Genomic DNA, 14295 nt, shown 5'->3' with positions numbered 1-14295 from the left:
TGCAAGAAATTCTAGAGTGCCCGCTATACCTATGGAACAATTTGCTAAAGAAATTCTGGTAGTCAGTCTTGAAGATGAGATGCGCAAGTCGTATCTCGATTACGCAATGAGCGTGATTGTTGGACGCGCCTTGCCTGACGTGCGTGACGGCCTTAAACCGGTACATCGTCGCGCACTGTTTTCCATGCATGAACTATCCAACGACTGGAATAAGCCCTACAAAAAATCGGCGCGCATTGTGGGCGACGTGATCGGTAAATATCATCCGCATGGAGATACGGCGGTGTACGACACGATCGTTCGTATGGCGCAGACATTTTCACTGCGTTACCCTTTGGTAGACGGACAGGGTAACTTTGGTTCGGTGGATGGCGATAACGCAGCGGCGATGCGTTATACCGAAATTCGCATGGCGCGCATTGCGCACGAGCTGCTGGCCGACCTGGACAAGGAGACCGTAGATTTTGGACCTAATTACGATGGTTCCGAGCATGAACCGTTAGTATTCCCGGCGCGCTTTCCCAATCTGTTGGTCAATGGCTCAACCGGCATTGCCGTTGGTATGGCGACTAACATTCCACCGCACAATCTAGGCGAGGTGATTGATGCCTGTCTGGCGCTACTGAAAGACCCTGATCTGGATATCGAGCAATTGATAGAATATATTCCAGCGCCAGATTTTCCAACTGCGGGTTTCATATATGGTTTGGCAGGCGTAAAGGAAGGTTACCGAACCGGGCGTGGGCGCGTGGTGATGCGTGCGCGCACTCATTTCGAAGATATCGAAAAGGGGAATAATCGCCAGGCCATCATTATTGATGAGTTGCCCTATCAAGTGAATAAAGCGAACTTGCTAATAAAGATTGGTGAGTTGGTGCGCGAAAAGAAAATTGAGGGGATTTCCGAAATTCGCGATGAGTCGGATAAATCCGGAATGCGTGCTGTGATTGAGCTAAAGCGCAATGAAATGCCGGAAGTAATTCTCAATCAATTATTTAAAATGACCCAGCTGCAAGACAGTTTCGGCATGAATATGGTGGCCTTGATAGACGACCAGCCCAAGCTGCTTAACTTGAAGCAATTTCTGGATGCTTTTCTACGCCATCGGCGAGAAGTGGTAACGCGTCGCACGATATTTGATTTGCGCAAGGCGCGGGATCGTGGCCATATTCTGGAAGGTTTGGCAGTTGCACTCTCCAACGTGGATGAAATAATAGCGCTGATTAAAGCAGCGGCGAGTCCCGCGATAGCCAAGCAGGGTTTGATGGCGCGGACATGGCGATCTACACTGGTCGAGGAGTTATTACTCCGGGTTAGCGATGCATCCCGTCCGGAAAGTTTAGAGCCGGAATTCGGGATGTCAGGGCAGGGCGAGCAGCGCGCATATCGGCTTTCGGACATGCAAGCGCAGGCTATTCTGGAGTTGCGTTTGCAGCGTTTAACCGGGCTGGAGCAAGATAAAATTGTCAGCGAATATCGCGACGTGATGGACAAGATTATCGACCTGCTTGATATTCTGGCCAAGCCAGAGCGCGTAACGAAAATTATCGTTGACGAACTGGTTGCCATTAAAGCGCAATACGGCGACAAGCGCCGCAGCGAAATTGTCACTCATACTCAAGATATGAGTATGGAAGATCTGATTACGCCGGAGGACGTGGTGGTTACGATGTCGCATGGCGGTTACATGAAAGCCCAGCCGTTAGTGGAATATGTGGCGCAGAAACGTGGTGGTCGTGGCAAACAGGCTGCGCCTCCTAAAGAGGACGACTTTGTAGATAGCCTGTTTATTGCCAATACGCACGATTATATTCTGTGTTTTTCCAGTCGTGGCCAAGTGTACTGGATCAAGGTGTACGACGTACCTCAGGGCGCCCGTACCGCCCGCGGCAGGCCAATTGTTAATCTATTGCCACTGGAAAGTGGTGAGAAGATCAACGCGATTCTGCCGGTAAAAGAGTTCTCGGAAGATCAATATGTATTCTTTGCTACCGCCAAGGGTACGGTGAAAAAGACTGCGTTGTCTGATTTCGCCAACCCGCGCAAGGCTGGCATCATAGCCATTAACCTGGATGAAGGCGATTATCTGATCGGCGTGGCGTTGACGGATGGCAAGCATGACGTAATGCTGTTTTCCAACGGCGGCAAAGCGGTACGTTTCGACGAAAACGATGTGCGTTCCATGGGGCGAGTATCGCGCGGTGTACGCGGCATGAAGCTGGCTGCGAAACAAAGTGTAATTGCGCTCTTGGTGGCTAGCGATGAAAGCCAAGCGGTATTGACTGCGACCGAGAATGGCTATGGCAAGCGCACGCCAATGTCAGAGTATACACGCCATGGTCGTGGTACTCAGGGCATGATTGCAATTCAAACTTCCGAGCGAAATGGCAAAGTGGTAGCGGCTACGCTGGTAAACGAGGAAGACGAAATCATGTTGATTGGAACGAATGGCGTACTAATCCGCACGCGTGTCAATGAAATCCGCGAAATGAGCCGTTCCACGCAAGGCGTGACACTAATTAATTTAGGCAAAGACGACAAACTTGCGGGTTTGAGCCGTATTGCCGATCCAGAGCCGGAAGATCTTTCCCATTTAATCCAACCCGATTAAAAAATAGGCAAGTTATGACAATTTATAATTTCAGCGCAGGTCCCGCAGTATTACCGCATGAGGTGTTGCAACAGGCAAGTGCGGAGTTGTTGGACTGGCATGGCAGCGGCATGTCTGTTATGGAAATGAGTCACCGTGGCAAGGAGTTTATGGGTATCGCAGCTGCGGCGGAAAGCGATTTACGTGATCTACTTGCGATCCCGGCTAATTTCAAGGTGCTATTCCTGCAAGGCGGGGCGAATTTGCAATTCTCCATGATTCCACTGAATCTGTTACGGGGCAAGACTTCAGCTGATTACGTTAATACTGGTGAATGGTCCAAGAAAGCAATAGCCGAAGCGAAAAAATTTAGCAATGTAAATGTTGTGGCCAGTGGCGCAGACAAAAATTTTACTTATGTGCCGGCGTTTGATACTTGGCAGTGTGATCCGAATGCAGCCTATTTGCATTACACGTCGAATGAGACGATAGGCGGAGTCGAATTCAATTGGGTTCCTGAAACAACTGATATTCCTTTGGTGGCGGATATGTCATCGAATATTATATCGCGCCAGATTGATGTATCCAAATATGGATTGATTTATGCCGGGGCGCAGAAAAACATTGGTCCGGCTGGGTTATGTATTGTTATCGTGCGCGAAGACTTGATTGGGAATGTGTCACCGAGCACGCCCTCTATGCTGGATTATAAGATTCATGCTGACAATGATTCAATGTATAACACGCCACCCACTTACGGTATTTACATGGCCGGACTGGTATTTCAGTGGCTCAAGCGCAATGGCGGATTGGCGCAGATGGAGCAGAACAATATCAAAAAAGCAAATCTGTTGTATCAGGCGATCGATGCCAGCAATGGTTTTTACAATTGCCCGGTGGTCAAGTCCGATCGTTCACGTATGAACGTGCCATTCACTCTGAAAGATGCCAGTCTGGATGGCGAGTTTCTCAAGCAGGCGGATTCTCACGGCCTATTACAACTGAAGGGCCATCGCTCTGTCGGTGGCATGCGCGCTTCCATTTACAATGCGATGCCGCTGGAAGGTGTGCAAACATTGGTTGATTTCATAACACATTTTGCAAAGAATCATGGCTAAAACTTTTAAAATACTGACGTTAAATAAAATTTCAACGGTTGGGCTTGCCCGCTTGCCCGCTACAAATTATGTTGTTGGCAACGACATTGCAGAACCTGATGCGATCTTGGTGCGCTCGCAAAATATGCTGGAGATGGATATTCCGGCTAGTGTGAAAGCCATCGCCCGCGCGGGCGCTGGTACTAATAATGTACCCGTTAAAAAAATGAATGCGCGAGGCGTGCCAGTTTTCAACGCGGCGGGTGCAAATGCCAATGCAGTGAAAGAGTTAGTTATCGCAGGTATGCTGTTGGCTTCGCGCAATTTGATTGCCGCGCTGCATTTCACCACCAATTTGGAGGGCGATAACGCCACGTTGCATAAGCTGGTCGAAGATGGCAAAAAAAATTACGCAGGTATTGAATTGCGTGGCCGTACCTTGGGTATTGTTGGTTTGGGCGCCATTGGTCGTCTGGTGGCGGACGCTGCCATTGGCTTGGGCATGCAAGTGGTGGGTTACGACCCTGAAATTACCGTGGACGGAGCATGGGGCCTGGCTTCACAGGTGAAGAAGGCGAACAGCATAGAAGATCTGCTTAAGCAAAGTGATTTTATTACCCTGCATCTTCCCTTGCTGGATGCCACACGAGGCAAAATTAATGAACAGCGTGTACAAGTGATGAAGCCAGGATGCGTGCTGCTGAACTTTGCGCGCGATGGCATCGTGGATGAAGATGCAGTGCTGGCTGGTATAGCCGCCAAACGTATTAGCTATTATGTTTGCGATTTTCCCATGCAGAAGACGCAAGGTAATCCGGCAGTGATTGCCCTGCCTCATCTGGGCGCTTCCACGCAAGAGGCGGAAGACAATTGCGCGGTAATGGTGGCGGAGCAAGTGCGTGACTATCTGGAGAACGGTAACCTGAACAATACGGTAAACTTCCCTACAGTTAATATGCCGCGCGAATCGTCCTTCCGTATCGCCATCGCCAATGCCAACGTGCCCAATATGTTGGGGCAGATTTCTACTGCTTTGGCCGGAGCCGGCATTAATATCCACAATATGATAAATAAATCACATGGTGAGATGGCTTACACACTGGTTGATACCGATATCGCTACACCTCCTGAGATGATTGCGCAGATCGCGGCCATTTCAGGTGTGCTAATGGTGCGCGACTTGAATTTGGATGTTTAAGCAATATGGATGTATAAGCAATGAGTGATGAACTCAATAAATACCGTGAAGAAATCGACTTAATTGACGAGGATTTACTCAAGTTATTTAACCAGCGCGCATCGCTGGCAAGGCAAATCGGTCATTTTAAAGGTAAAAATACAGTGCTGCGGCCAGAGCGAGAGGCGCAGATATTGCAGCGTATGGTTAGCAATAATTCCGGTCCGTTGCCGAGTCAGAGTATTACGCAATTATTTACCGAGGTCATGTCTCACTGCCGTGCATTAGAGTCGCAACTATGTGTTGCATACTTGGGGCCAAGTGGAACCTTCAGTCAGGAAGCAGTAGAGAAGCGTTTTGGTCATGCAGTTCTGTGTAAGCCATGTATTTCAATAGATGAAGTCTTTCAAACTGTAGAAAGCGGCGAGGCAAATTATGGTGTGGTTCCGGTAGAAAATTCCACTGAAGGTGCGATTGGACGCACGTTGGATTTGTTGCTGCAAAGCCAGCTCAAGGTGTGTGGCGAAGTGATGCTGCCGGTACATCAGTGCTTGATGTCGAAAGTTGCTGACATTTCAGCCATCAAGCGAGTGTTTTCACATTCGCAGTCCTTGGGGCAGTGCCAAGTCTGGCTGAATACGAATTTGCCTAATGCCGAGCGCGTGCCAGTTGGCAGCAATACCCAGGCGATTCTTCTGGCTTTGGAACAGCAGGCAGATAGTGCGGCGATCGCAAGCGCTAAGGCTGCCAAAAATTACAACATCCCATTATTGGCTCAAAATATTGAGGATCACCCGCGCAATACCACGCGCTTTTTGGTTATCGGCAACCAAGATGTAGCGCCATCCGGCAAGGATAAAACCTCACTGGTCATGTCTGCACCTAATCGCCCTGGGGCGGTCTACGATTTGTTGGCGCCGCTGGTCAAAAATGACGTCAGCATGACCAAGCTGGAATCTCGGCCGGCGCGTTCCGGTATGTGGGAATATGTGTTCTATATGGATATTGAAGGGCATCAGCATGATCCAAAAGTGGCAGTCGCACTGGCTGAATTAAAGCAAATCGCCGCGTTCGTAAAAACCCTGGGTTCGTACCCGGCTACCTTATAAGACCGTTTGTGCAATATTAAAAATATCGCTATTCCCATAAAGACAAATTAAGCTCTATCTCAATGACAGAGCACCTGCTTCTGCGGGAATGATGGAAATGAAATTAACTAAGGTTTTAAATGAACTACAGTGAGCTAGCCCCTTCTTATATTCGTTCAATAGCGCCCTATCAGCCTGGCAAACCGATTGCCGAGCTGGAGCGCGAGCTCGGCATCAGTGGCATCGTAAAGCTGGCATCTAATGAGAACCCCCTCGGCAGCAGTCCCCTTGCCGTGGCTGCGATGCATGCTGCGATTAGCGACATTGCACGTTATCCCGATGGCAATTGTTTCAATCTGAAGCATGCTCTATCCGAGCGATATCAGGTTGAACGTGAATGCATCGTGCTGGGAAATGGTTCGAATGATTTACTGGAATTGGCCGCACGTGCTTTTCTCGCGCCAGGCGATAAGGCGGTTTATTCTGCTCATGCTTTCGCGGTGTACGCGCTGGCTACGCAAGCGGTAGGCGCTACGGGCATCAGTGTGCCAGCCACCAAAGGATTTGGCCACGACCTTTCCGCAATGCTGCAGGCTGCGGTGCAGCATAAGGTGAAGATGGTATTCATCGCGAACCCGAATAACCCCACGGGTACTTTTCTCGATGCGACGGAATTACTGGATTTTCTGCGTGCACTGCCACCACAGGTGCTGGTGGTCCTGGATGAGGCGTACAACGAGTATCTGCCACAAAATTTGCGTTACGATAGTGTGAGCTGGTTGCGTGACTTTCCCAACTTGATTATTTCCCGTACTTTCTCCAAGGCGTATGGTTTGGCCGGTTTACGCGTTGGTTATGCATTGGCAAATGAGTTAGTGGCGGATATGCTAAACCGAGTACGGCAGCCGTTCAATGTTAACAGCGTAGCGCAAGCCGCTGCTGTAGCAGCGTTACAGGACGAGGATTTTGTAAAGAAGACTTGCGCATTAAATCAAGCCGGCATGGAACAGATTACGCAAGGTTTGACGCGATTAGGTTTGGAGTACATCCCCTCTTTAGGAAATTTCGTATGTTGCCGCATAGTGAATTCAACCCGGAGTGGGGAAAAAGGGGCAGGACAGATGTATCGCCGCCTGTTGGAATTGGGGGTGATTGTGCGGCCGATTGCCAACTACGATATGCCAGATTATTTGCGAGTGAGCATTGGTCTGGAAAGTGAAAATGAGAAATTTCTGCTTGCGCTCGCGCAGGCTTTAGGAGAAGCAGCGTGATTATTGTAATGAACAAAGATGTTACCGACGACCAAATAAGCGTAGTCGTAAAGAAGCTCAAGGATGCCGGGTTGGACGCCAATATTTCCCGAGGCATTGAACGCACTGTGATCGGCGCTATTGGTGATGAGCGCAAGTTAACCGAAGAAATGTTTACCCCATTGCCCGGGGTGGAATCGGCGATGCATATTGTTAAACAATATAAAATTGTATCGCGCGAATCTCATCCAGTAAGCACAGTGATTGATATCGGTGGAGTCAAGCTGGGCGGCAATCAAATCCAGATTATTGCGGGCCCGTGCTCAGTAGAAACTCAGCAGCAGATGGACTTATCCGCCCAGTACGTGAGTGAGGCAGGCTGCCGTTTGATGCGTGGCGGTGCATTCAAGCCTCGCACCAGCCCCTACACTTTTCAGGGTAAGGGTGTTGAGGGGTTACATATGTTCCGTCAGGCAGCCAGTAAATTTAAACTGCCTATTGTGACCGAGTTGATGGATATCCGCATGCTGGACACCTTTCTCGAAAATGACGTCGATGTCATTCAGATTGGCACCCGCAATATGCAGAATTTCGATCTACTCAAAGAAGTAGGCCGTATCAACAAGCCAGTCATACTCAAACGCGGCATGTCGGCTACCATTTCCGAGTGGCTGATGGCTGCAGAATACATTGCCGCTGGCGGAAACCATAACATCATATTCTGCGAGCGCGGCATCCGTACTTTTGAAACTTATTACCGCAACGTACTTGACGTGACAGCTATCCCAGTCATTAAAAAGGAAACCCATCTGCCAGTAATTGTCGATCCTTCACATGCCGGTGGCAAGGCATGGATGGTCGCGGCGCTGTCTCAGGCAGCGATTGCGGCGGGAGCGGATGGATTGTTGGTTGAGATGCACCCAACGCCGAGCGAGGCTTGGTGCGATGCCGATCAGGCGCTGACTCCAGAAGAGTTGAAGAAGTTAATGGGCGTGTTGGGCGGTATTGCCACAGCGATTGGACGCACACTTTAATTCGATCTCACGCTAGCGGGAGAGTTGAGGGCAGTCGTGACAAAGCCATTATTTCGCAAAGTTGTAATTTTCGGCGTTGGCCTGATCGGTGGCTCGTTTGCACTTGCTTTGCGGCGGATGAATGCTGTGGATGAAGTAGTCGGTTTCGGACGCAGCGCGCAGACGCTGGCACAGGCACAACAACTCGGTATTATCAACCGCAGCGGATCTGATCTCGCGGCAGAGCTGGGCGATGCTGATCTGGTATTGCTGGCCACGCCCGTGGGGCAGATGGCCGATATCATGGCCCGCATTGCGCCGCACCTGGGTGCTCATACACTCATTATTGATGGTGGCAGTACCAAGTGCGATGTTGTTGCTTACGCTTATAAACATTTAGCCGAACATATTTCCCGTTTTATACCGGCACACCCTATAGCAGGCAGCGAGCAAAGTGGCGCTTTCGCGGCGCAAGCTGATCTGTATCAAAACAAAAAAGTAATCTTGACTCCGTTACCAGAAAACGCTGCTGATTCTGTGGCGCGCGTAAGATTGGCATGGGAACTGTGTGGCGCGTTGGTGAGCGAATTAACGCCGAAACAGCATGACGAAGTGTTTGCTGCTGTTAGCCATCTGCCGCACCTGCTTTCATTTGCATTGGTGCATGATTTGGCGAAGCGCGATAACCGTGATTTGTTACTCTCTTTTGCCGCTGGCGGCTTCCGCGATTTCACCCGCATTGCAGCAAGCTCGCCGGAAATGTGGCGCGATATCTGCTTAGCCAACCGTGATGCATTGTTGATCGAGATGGACCTCTACATGAAAGAACTGGAATCTTTGCATAGTGCGCTTGCGGAAGCCGATGGCACCAAACTGGAAGCAATATTCAATATTGCTCGTTCGGTGCGCATCAACTGGACTCCCCAATAAACAGGAAATGTTTATTGGTAAATTGCCTATCGTAAAGCGAGTGACAGCATGAAATAGTTCGTGAGCCGTAAAAAAATAGAAATTTGTTGCATGACTCGAACTATAGCTTCCGTGTTAGCGACGCGTTCTATATGGAATGCTCAGATTGAAGTTGTGCATAACGAAAATAAATTGAATGAGATTATGTTTGAGATTTTAAAGGACTAGGCTAAAAATCTGGTCTTTTTTCTATTTTCAGGATAAAGGAGGGTTCAAAAAATTCAGTGAACTCGATAAAATAAACTGGACAAAAATGTCACTCGTATAGCTCTTACTAATGGCCTGCAATCAGTGTTAATTGTTGGCGTAAATAAAATATATGATAGATTTATTAAATTAACACATTCAGATAGACGCATTTGATTGTTATTGTCAGTGCCGTCTAAATAGATGGTTATAAGGAGAAAAGCATGGATTTACGAATTTCCTGTATTAGAAAGAGCGATAGTAAACTTGCACATGAGCGCATTAACTTTATAGGTGGGGTCGATGCTGAAGGACTTCGTTGGCAATTATCTGTGGAAGAGGCAATTGAGGGTGTTTCAATTGGTAAGTGGCGATTTACCACTCTTGTAGCGGGGCATCCATTTTGGGTAGTTGTCGCTACCAGTTCACTTGGATATAAGTACTTAAAAACTGATCACGATGGGGAGCAGCCAATTAATTTACTTAGCTTGCGTGAGTGTCCGCCAGAGAAATAAATTTTTATTCTTAAGGTGGTTGTCATGACTTTTTATGGAAGCTGGAAATAGCTAGTTGATAAGCATAAATTGAATGGTCGCTTTACTATTGCGATTTTTGGCATCTTTACGATTCAAAACGCTACTTTGTTCCGCGCAGTGGAGTCATGGATCAGAATGTGCAGTGATGCTCTTGGTTTCATACCGTATATTTTCTTAACAAAATATTTGCACGCATATTCATGCTCATGGCAACCTCCTTATTTCGTAAGCTTAATTAATGATCATATCGACCCCTGATACGTTGTTTAAGCTGCCTACAGCCAGTTTGGACGATAGTTGAACTCTTCCTCCATGCTCAACTGGCAGGACGGGCAGCCGTTCTCCATCCGTTTCAGCGATGTCTACTTTTCAAATGATTCCGGTCTGGAGGAAAAACGCCACGTTTTTCTGCAAGGCAATCGGCTGCCCGAACGTTTTACATCTTTATCAAGTGGAGAGAGTTTTGCCATCGGCGAAACAGGATTCGGCACAGGGTTGAATTTTTTATGCGCTTGGCAGCTATTCGATAAGGTCGCTCCGTCCAACAGCAGCTTGGATTTTTTCAGTGTCGAAAAATATCCGCTTGATGAGAAAGAGCTAACCGAAGTTTTAGCACTTTGGCCCACGTTGCGGCAGTATGCCGAAGAACTCCTTGCCCGTTGGCGCCGCCGCGTACCCGGCTGGAATCGCTGGTGTTTTGCCGGTGGAAAGATACGCCTTACCTTGGTGATAGGTGATGTAACAGATGCGTTAAATGAAATTTGCGGTGGCATCGATGCATGGTTTCTGGATGGTTTTTCACCGGCACGCAACCCCGAAATGTGGACGCTGCCAGTATTCGAGAACATCGTGCGTATCTCTCAGCCAGGTGCTTCATTCGCCACCTATACTTGTGCCGGATGGGTGCGACGCGGTTTGGAGCAAGCGGGATTTCAGGTCAGTAAATCTCCAGGCTTTGGACGTAAACGCGAAATGCTGCATGGCCATCTGCCCGGTTCGCCGCCGGTACGCACTCCTGTAACAAAAGCCATCGTGATCGGTGGAGGCGTGGCCGGTTGTGCCGTTGCTTCAGCATTGGCGATGCGCGGAGTCTCCGTTACCCTGATCGAAAGCGCGCCGGTTTTGGCTGCGGCGGCATCGGGCAATCCTCGCGGCGTATTGCATGTCCGGTTAAGTGCAGGCATGAACCCGTTGCACCGTTTTGTGCTGGCCGCTTATGGGCATGCGCTGGCCTTGCTGGATGAAAAACTACCCATAGATGGAGTTGTCCGAGCGGAATGTGGAGAGCTGCAACTGGCATTTTCTGAACATGAAGCGAAACGTATCGACCGGCTGGCTGCCCTTGATTGGCCAGCGCATGTATTACGTCGTGTGGACGCGGCTGAAGCATCCCAGCTGGCGGGTATTGAGTTGGCACATGGCGGCCTGTGGTTTCCCGCCGGTGGCTGGCTGGTTCCGCCACAGATGTGCGCAGCATTGGCAACGAACTCCGCCATTGAGCAGCGTACCGGCTATCGCGCGGAATCATTGACAGCGGTAAAGTCCGGCTGGCGGGTGGAGGGAAAAGACGAGTGCCAGCAAACATGCTCTGATGAGGCTCAGGTAGTGGTGGTTTGTACCGGTTATCAGGTGAAATCATTTGCGCCGTTGTCACACCTTCCGCTGACGTCGGTGCGTGGGCAGATCACGTTGCTGCCAGTTTCACCGCATAGCAAAAATTTGCGGACGATCGTATCGGCCAATGGTTATCTTGCTCCATCCGCCGGAGAGCTGCACATGCTGGGAGCGACGCATGGTTTTAACGATGAGGCAGTGGATTTGCGGGCATCCGATCATGCAGAGAATTTATCCAAGTTGGCGGACATCTCCCCGGCACTAGCCAAGTTGATGAATATTGATACATTGGATGTTGGGCAACTGAATGGTCGTGCATCTGTGAGAGCTTCCGTTCCCGGAGCCATGCCGTTAGTGGGCGAAATATTGCCGGGGTTATATACCAGTCTGGGTCATGGCACGCGCGGTCTGATCACTGCCGGGCTTTCCGGTGAACTGATTGCGGCGAGTGTATGTGGACAATTGTTGCCACTGCCATTGGCGGTGGTGAATGCATTAACCACTGAGCGGGGGCTGGTATAGCAGGCGAATGATAATGCACGAATGCTGTAGTGTTTAAGCTGGATGCGATTAAGCAACTGATCCAGCTGTTTCGAACCAAATTTAGTCAGATGCCTACTTATGGCGCAATGCATACAGTTGAAATACATGCTGTAATCCTAATCCTTGGCACTTGGTTACTCTGCGAACTGACTCCCTTTTATTGCTCCACCTACACGTATGACATATTGGTAGCTTGTTTCACAACCACGTAGCACATGCGCTTGGGTTTGTCAGGGTTAATGCGACAGTCACTGTTCAAGTTCGATACAGGAGTTGGCCGTTCGAAGTGATCTCCGGAGCTGATACGGAACTTTTCATTTTAAAATTTGAGAACGTAAACGTCCTAAAAAATGTGGGCGGCGGCAAAGCCAACAGCCGTGGCACGCTCGCCGAGCGGTGTCATCTCACCGCTATTGTCAAACTGCTACCTCACCTACTTGACCGGATATAGAACAAGCATCAACTGCGCCGGAAACTACAAGCGCATATCGTCCGCTATGCGGACGACTTTGTGGTGCTATGCCGGGGCAAAGTAGATGCGCCCTTGGCAGTCGTTCGGCTGTTCTCTACTCTACCCATTTCCACATATTCACTTCGAAATGATCAAGTGATCCGAAGTACCCAAAAAACGACGTCGCCGAATTATGCCCAAGCCAGCTATGCCCAGTCCCAATAGAGCTAAGGTTGCAGGCTCTGGTACCGTCGTCGAAGTAGTAGTAGTGGGTTTGACCGCATCTGCCGCACCTCCAAAGGAGAGCGAAGTAATGTCAAATGGTGAAATCAACGAATTGGCATCTGTCGAAAAGTTAATATGAAAGTCGTGGTAAAAGAAAGAGGCATCTTGGGTTACACCTGCAGGGGAGGGTATGAGGTCCGCACCTGTGGCACCTGACGAACAATACAAAGGTTCGTTACAGAAGGGTGCGGAACCCGTGAAAGTTGTCCCGCTAATGGACCCTGTCACACCAGTGAAAGTGATCTGGAAAGATAAACCAGTGAGCCCCGTCGGTATGTTTCCGCCAAGAAACACATTAATGTCTTGCGGGGGGTTTGGATCCGAGCCGATTTGATTTATTAAGTCAAAGACCTGAAGATACTGATCGGCGCCTACTCCGTGCCCGCCGGATCCGTCTAGATCGACAAACTCTATAGCTAAGCTGAGTGAATCACCAGGAGTATATGAGATCGGGCTTCCCGAAAGATTCACCGCCACCGAGTAATTCGGATTTGGGTTGATGAAAAAGCTAAGAGCAGTATCGAGATCCACCTGAATAGGCGCTGCCGACGCGAAATTACTGCATAGTGCTAATGCTGACAGACTTGCTGGAATAAACCTCCGAAGGTTGGACTTGGTCATTTGGTTTGCCTCATATATGGATTGATGATATATCTCGAAGTATTTTTAACCATCCCAAGCTTCACCAGTTGATGCGGCGCTCAGATCACGCTTACACGGCTCAAACAAGGTATGTGCACAGATTAAGCAATTACCGCGCCATAAAATTATTATCTAATATAATCAAAATATTATTTACGTTTCAGATCTTCCGCGAAAATATTCTGGCCTATTGGGTGTAAAGTTTATCGACGGCCATGGAGGCTTTTAGATTGCCTCAAATGAGCGCTTATTACTCCCGCCCTTTACCCCCGCTTTATGGGTCGCCCTATGCGCCGGCAGGATGCAAGCCAAAGAGTCAACCATGAACGAAAGCGTTCGTTGCTACGCATTGCGGGTAGATGCTTGGATTTAGTGTAAAAAATTTCGACAATCCAGTACCTATTTACCAGCATACCTATTGTGATTCTGCGGATTTGCGTAGCCCATCTTGACATTCTGCAGGAACACTGGGGTCACCCATTAGCCTCCCCTAAGTCAAGAGCGCAAAAAAATACTCGCAAACAGCCGCGATAAAAATTTACTGCTCTGGCCATCACCTTTATTTTGCAAAACGGTTTCGCGCCCTTTGCTTCATCGTGTGGTTGCGTGAATCGCACCAGTCACCCATGTGGATCAAGCGAAAGTGGTGTTGCTCGTTTCGCCCTGACAGTCAAACTGTCCCAGAAGCATCTCGGTACCGTCTCGCGTCCAATTGTTGGGCAGATCTGTGGCTACCATTGCTGGTTCCAACCCCTTGTGGCTCGCGATACATGGGGTCATCGCGATACATGGGGTCAGGTCTCTTAAGAAACAATTTTAACATATTGATTTAATTTTGTTTTAATTCTGCACTT

General features: G+C 49.1%; 10 protein-coding genes. 9 read left to right on the top strand and 1 reads right to left on the bottom strand.

Annotated elements, in window-relative coordinates; all coding sequences use genetic code 11:
* Positions 1 to 31: 31 nt before the first annotated feature.
* From gyrA to mnmC, 9 genes are all read left to right on the top strand, one after another.
* Positions 32 to 2611 carry a DNA gyrase subunit A gene (gene gyrA, locus MJ769_RS01070; RefSeq protein WP_239234015.1) on the top strand — a complete coding sequence of 860 codons (2580 nt, stop codon included), beginning with the start codon at positions 32 to 34 and terminating at the stop codon, positions 2609 to 2611.
* 14 nt (positions 2612 to 2625) lie between these two features.
* Positions 2626 to 3708: a 3-phosphoserine/phosphohydroxythreonine transaminase gene (gene serC, locus MJ769_RS01065; protein WP_239233995.1), complete on the top strand. Its 1083-nt coding sequence runs from the start codon at positions 2626 to 2628 to the stop codon at positions 3706 to 3708.
* Positions 3701 to 4885: a 3-phosphoglycerate dehydrogenase family protein gene (locus MJ769_RS01060; RefSeq protein ID WP_239233994.1), complete on the top strand. Its 1185-nt coding sequence runs from the start codon at positions 3701 to 3703 to the stop codon at positions 4883 to 4885. The genes serC and MJ769_RS01060 overlap by 8 nt, the downstream gene beginning before the upstream one ends.
* Before the next feature lie 20 nt (positions 4886 to 4905).
* Entirely contained in the window at positions 4906 to 5973 is a 1068-nt protein-coding gene (pheA, locus tag MJ769_RS01055) for a prephenate dehydratase (protein ID WP_239233993.1), read from the top strand.
* A gap of 119 nt (positions 5974 to 6092) precedes the next feature.
* Entirely contained in the window at positions 6093 to 7223 is a 1131-nt protein-coding gene (hisC, locus tag MJ769_RS01050) for a histidinol-phosphate transaminase (RefSeq protein WP_239233992.1), read from the top strand.
* Entirely contained in the window at positions 7220 to 8236 is a 1017-nt protein-coding gene (gene aroF, locus MJ769_RS01045; protein WP_239233991.1) for a 3-deoxy-7-phosphoheptulonate synthase, read from the top strand. The genes hisC and aroF overlap by 4 nt, the downstream gene beginning before the upstream one ends.
* 36 nt (positions 8237 to 8272) lie before the next feature.
* On the top strand, positions 8273 to 9145 hold the full coding sequence (locus tag MJ769_RS01040; protein WP_239233990.1) for a prephenate dehydrogenase: 873 nt from the start codon (positions 8273 to 8275) through the stop codon (positions 9143 to 9145).
* A 449-nt stretch (positions 9146 to 9594) separates the two neighbouring features.
* A complete protein-coding gene (locus MJ769_RS01035; protein ID WP_239233989.1) occupies positions 9595 to 9885 on the top strand; it encodes a DUF3892 domain-containing protein in 291 nt (96 codons plus the stop codon).
* A gap of 318 nt (positions 9886 to 10203) precedes the next feature.
* Positions 10204 to 12042 (top strand): bifunctional tRNA (5-methylaminomethyl-2-thiouridine)(34)-methyltransferase MnmD/FAD-dependent 5-carboxymethylaminomethyl-2-thiouridine(34) oxidoreductase MnmC, encoded by a 1839-nt coding sequence (gene mnmC / locus MJ769_RS01030; RefSeq protein ID WP_239233988.1) that lies wholly within the window; start codon positions 10204 to 10206, stop codon positions 12040 to 12042.
* 610 nt (positions 12043 to 12652) lie between these two features.
* Here mnmC and MJ769_RS01025 read toward each other — a convergent pair.
* Entirely contained in the window at positions 12653 to 13420 is a 768-nt protein-coding gene (locus MJ769_RS01025; RefSeq protein WP_239233987.1) for a PEP-CTERM sorting domain-containing protein, read from the bottom strand.
* Positions 13421 to 14295: the final 875 nt, after the last annotated feature.

This window comes from Candidatus Nitrotoga sp. BS, assembly GCF_927797785.1.
GTDB lineage: Bacteria > Pseudomonadota > Gammaproteobacteria > Burkholderiales > Gallionellaceae > Nitrotoga.
The sequence above is the reverse complement of the archived record's forward strand: the minus strand, read 5'-3'. Positions and strand labels throughout refer to the sequence as shown.

Bases quoted from the DNA above. Each gene is read 5' to 3' on its own strand.
- MJ769_RS01025 (WP_239233987.1), bottom strand. From the start codon at position 13,420: ATGACCAAGTCCAACCTTCGGAGGTTTATTCCAGCAAGTCTGTCAGCA.
- serC (WP_239233995.1), top strand. From the start codon at position 2,626: ATGACAATTTATAATTTCAGCGCAGGTCCCGCAGTATTACCGCATGAG.
- MJ769_RS01035 (WP_239233989.1), top strand. From the start codon at position 9,595: ATGGATTTACGAATTTCCTGTATTAGAAAGAGCGATAGTAAACTTGCA.
- pheA (WP_239233993.1), top strand. From the start codon at position 4,906: ATGAGTGATGAACTCAATAAATACCGTGAAGAAATCGACTTAATTGAC.
- MJ769_RS01060 (WP_239233994.1), top strand. From the start codon at position 3,701: ATGGCTAAAACTTTTAAAATACTGACGTTAAATAAAATTTCAACGGTT.
- gyrA (WP_239234015.1), top strand. From the start codon at position 32: ATGGAACAATTTGCTAAAGAAATTCTGGTAGTCAGTCTTGAAGATGAG.
- hisC (WP_239233992.1), top strand. From the start codon at position 6,093: ATGAACTACAGTGAGCTAGCCCCTTCTTATATTCGTTCAATAGCGCCC.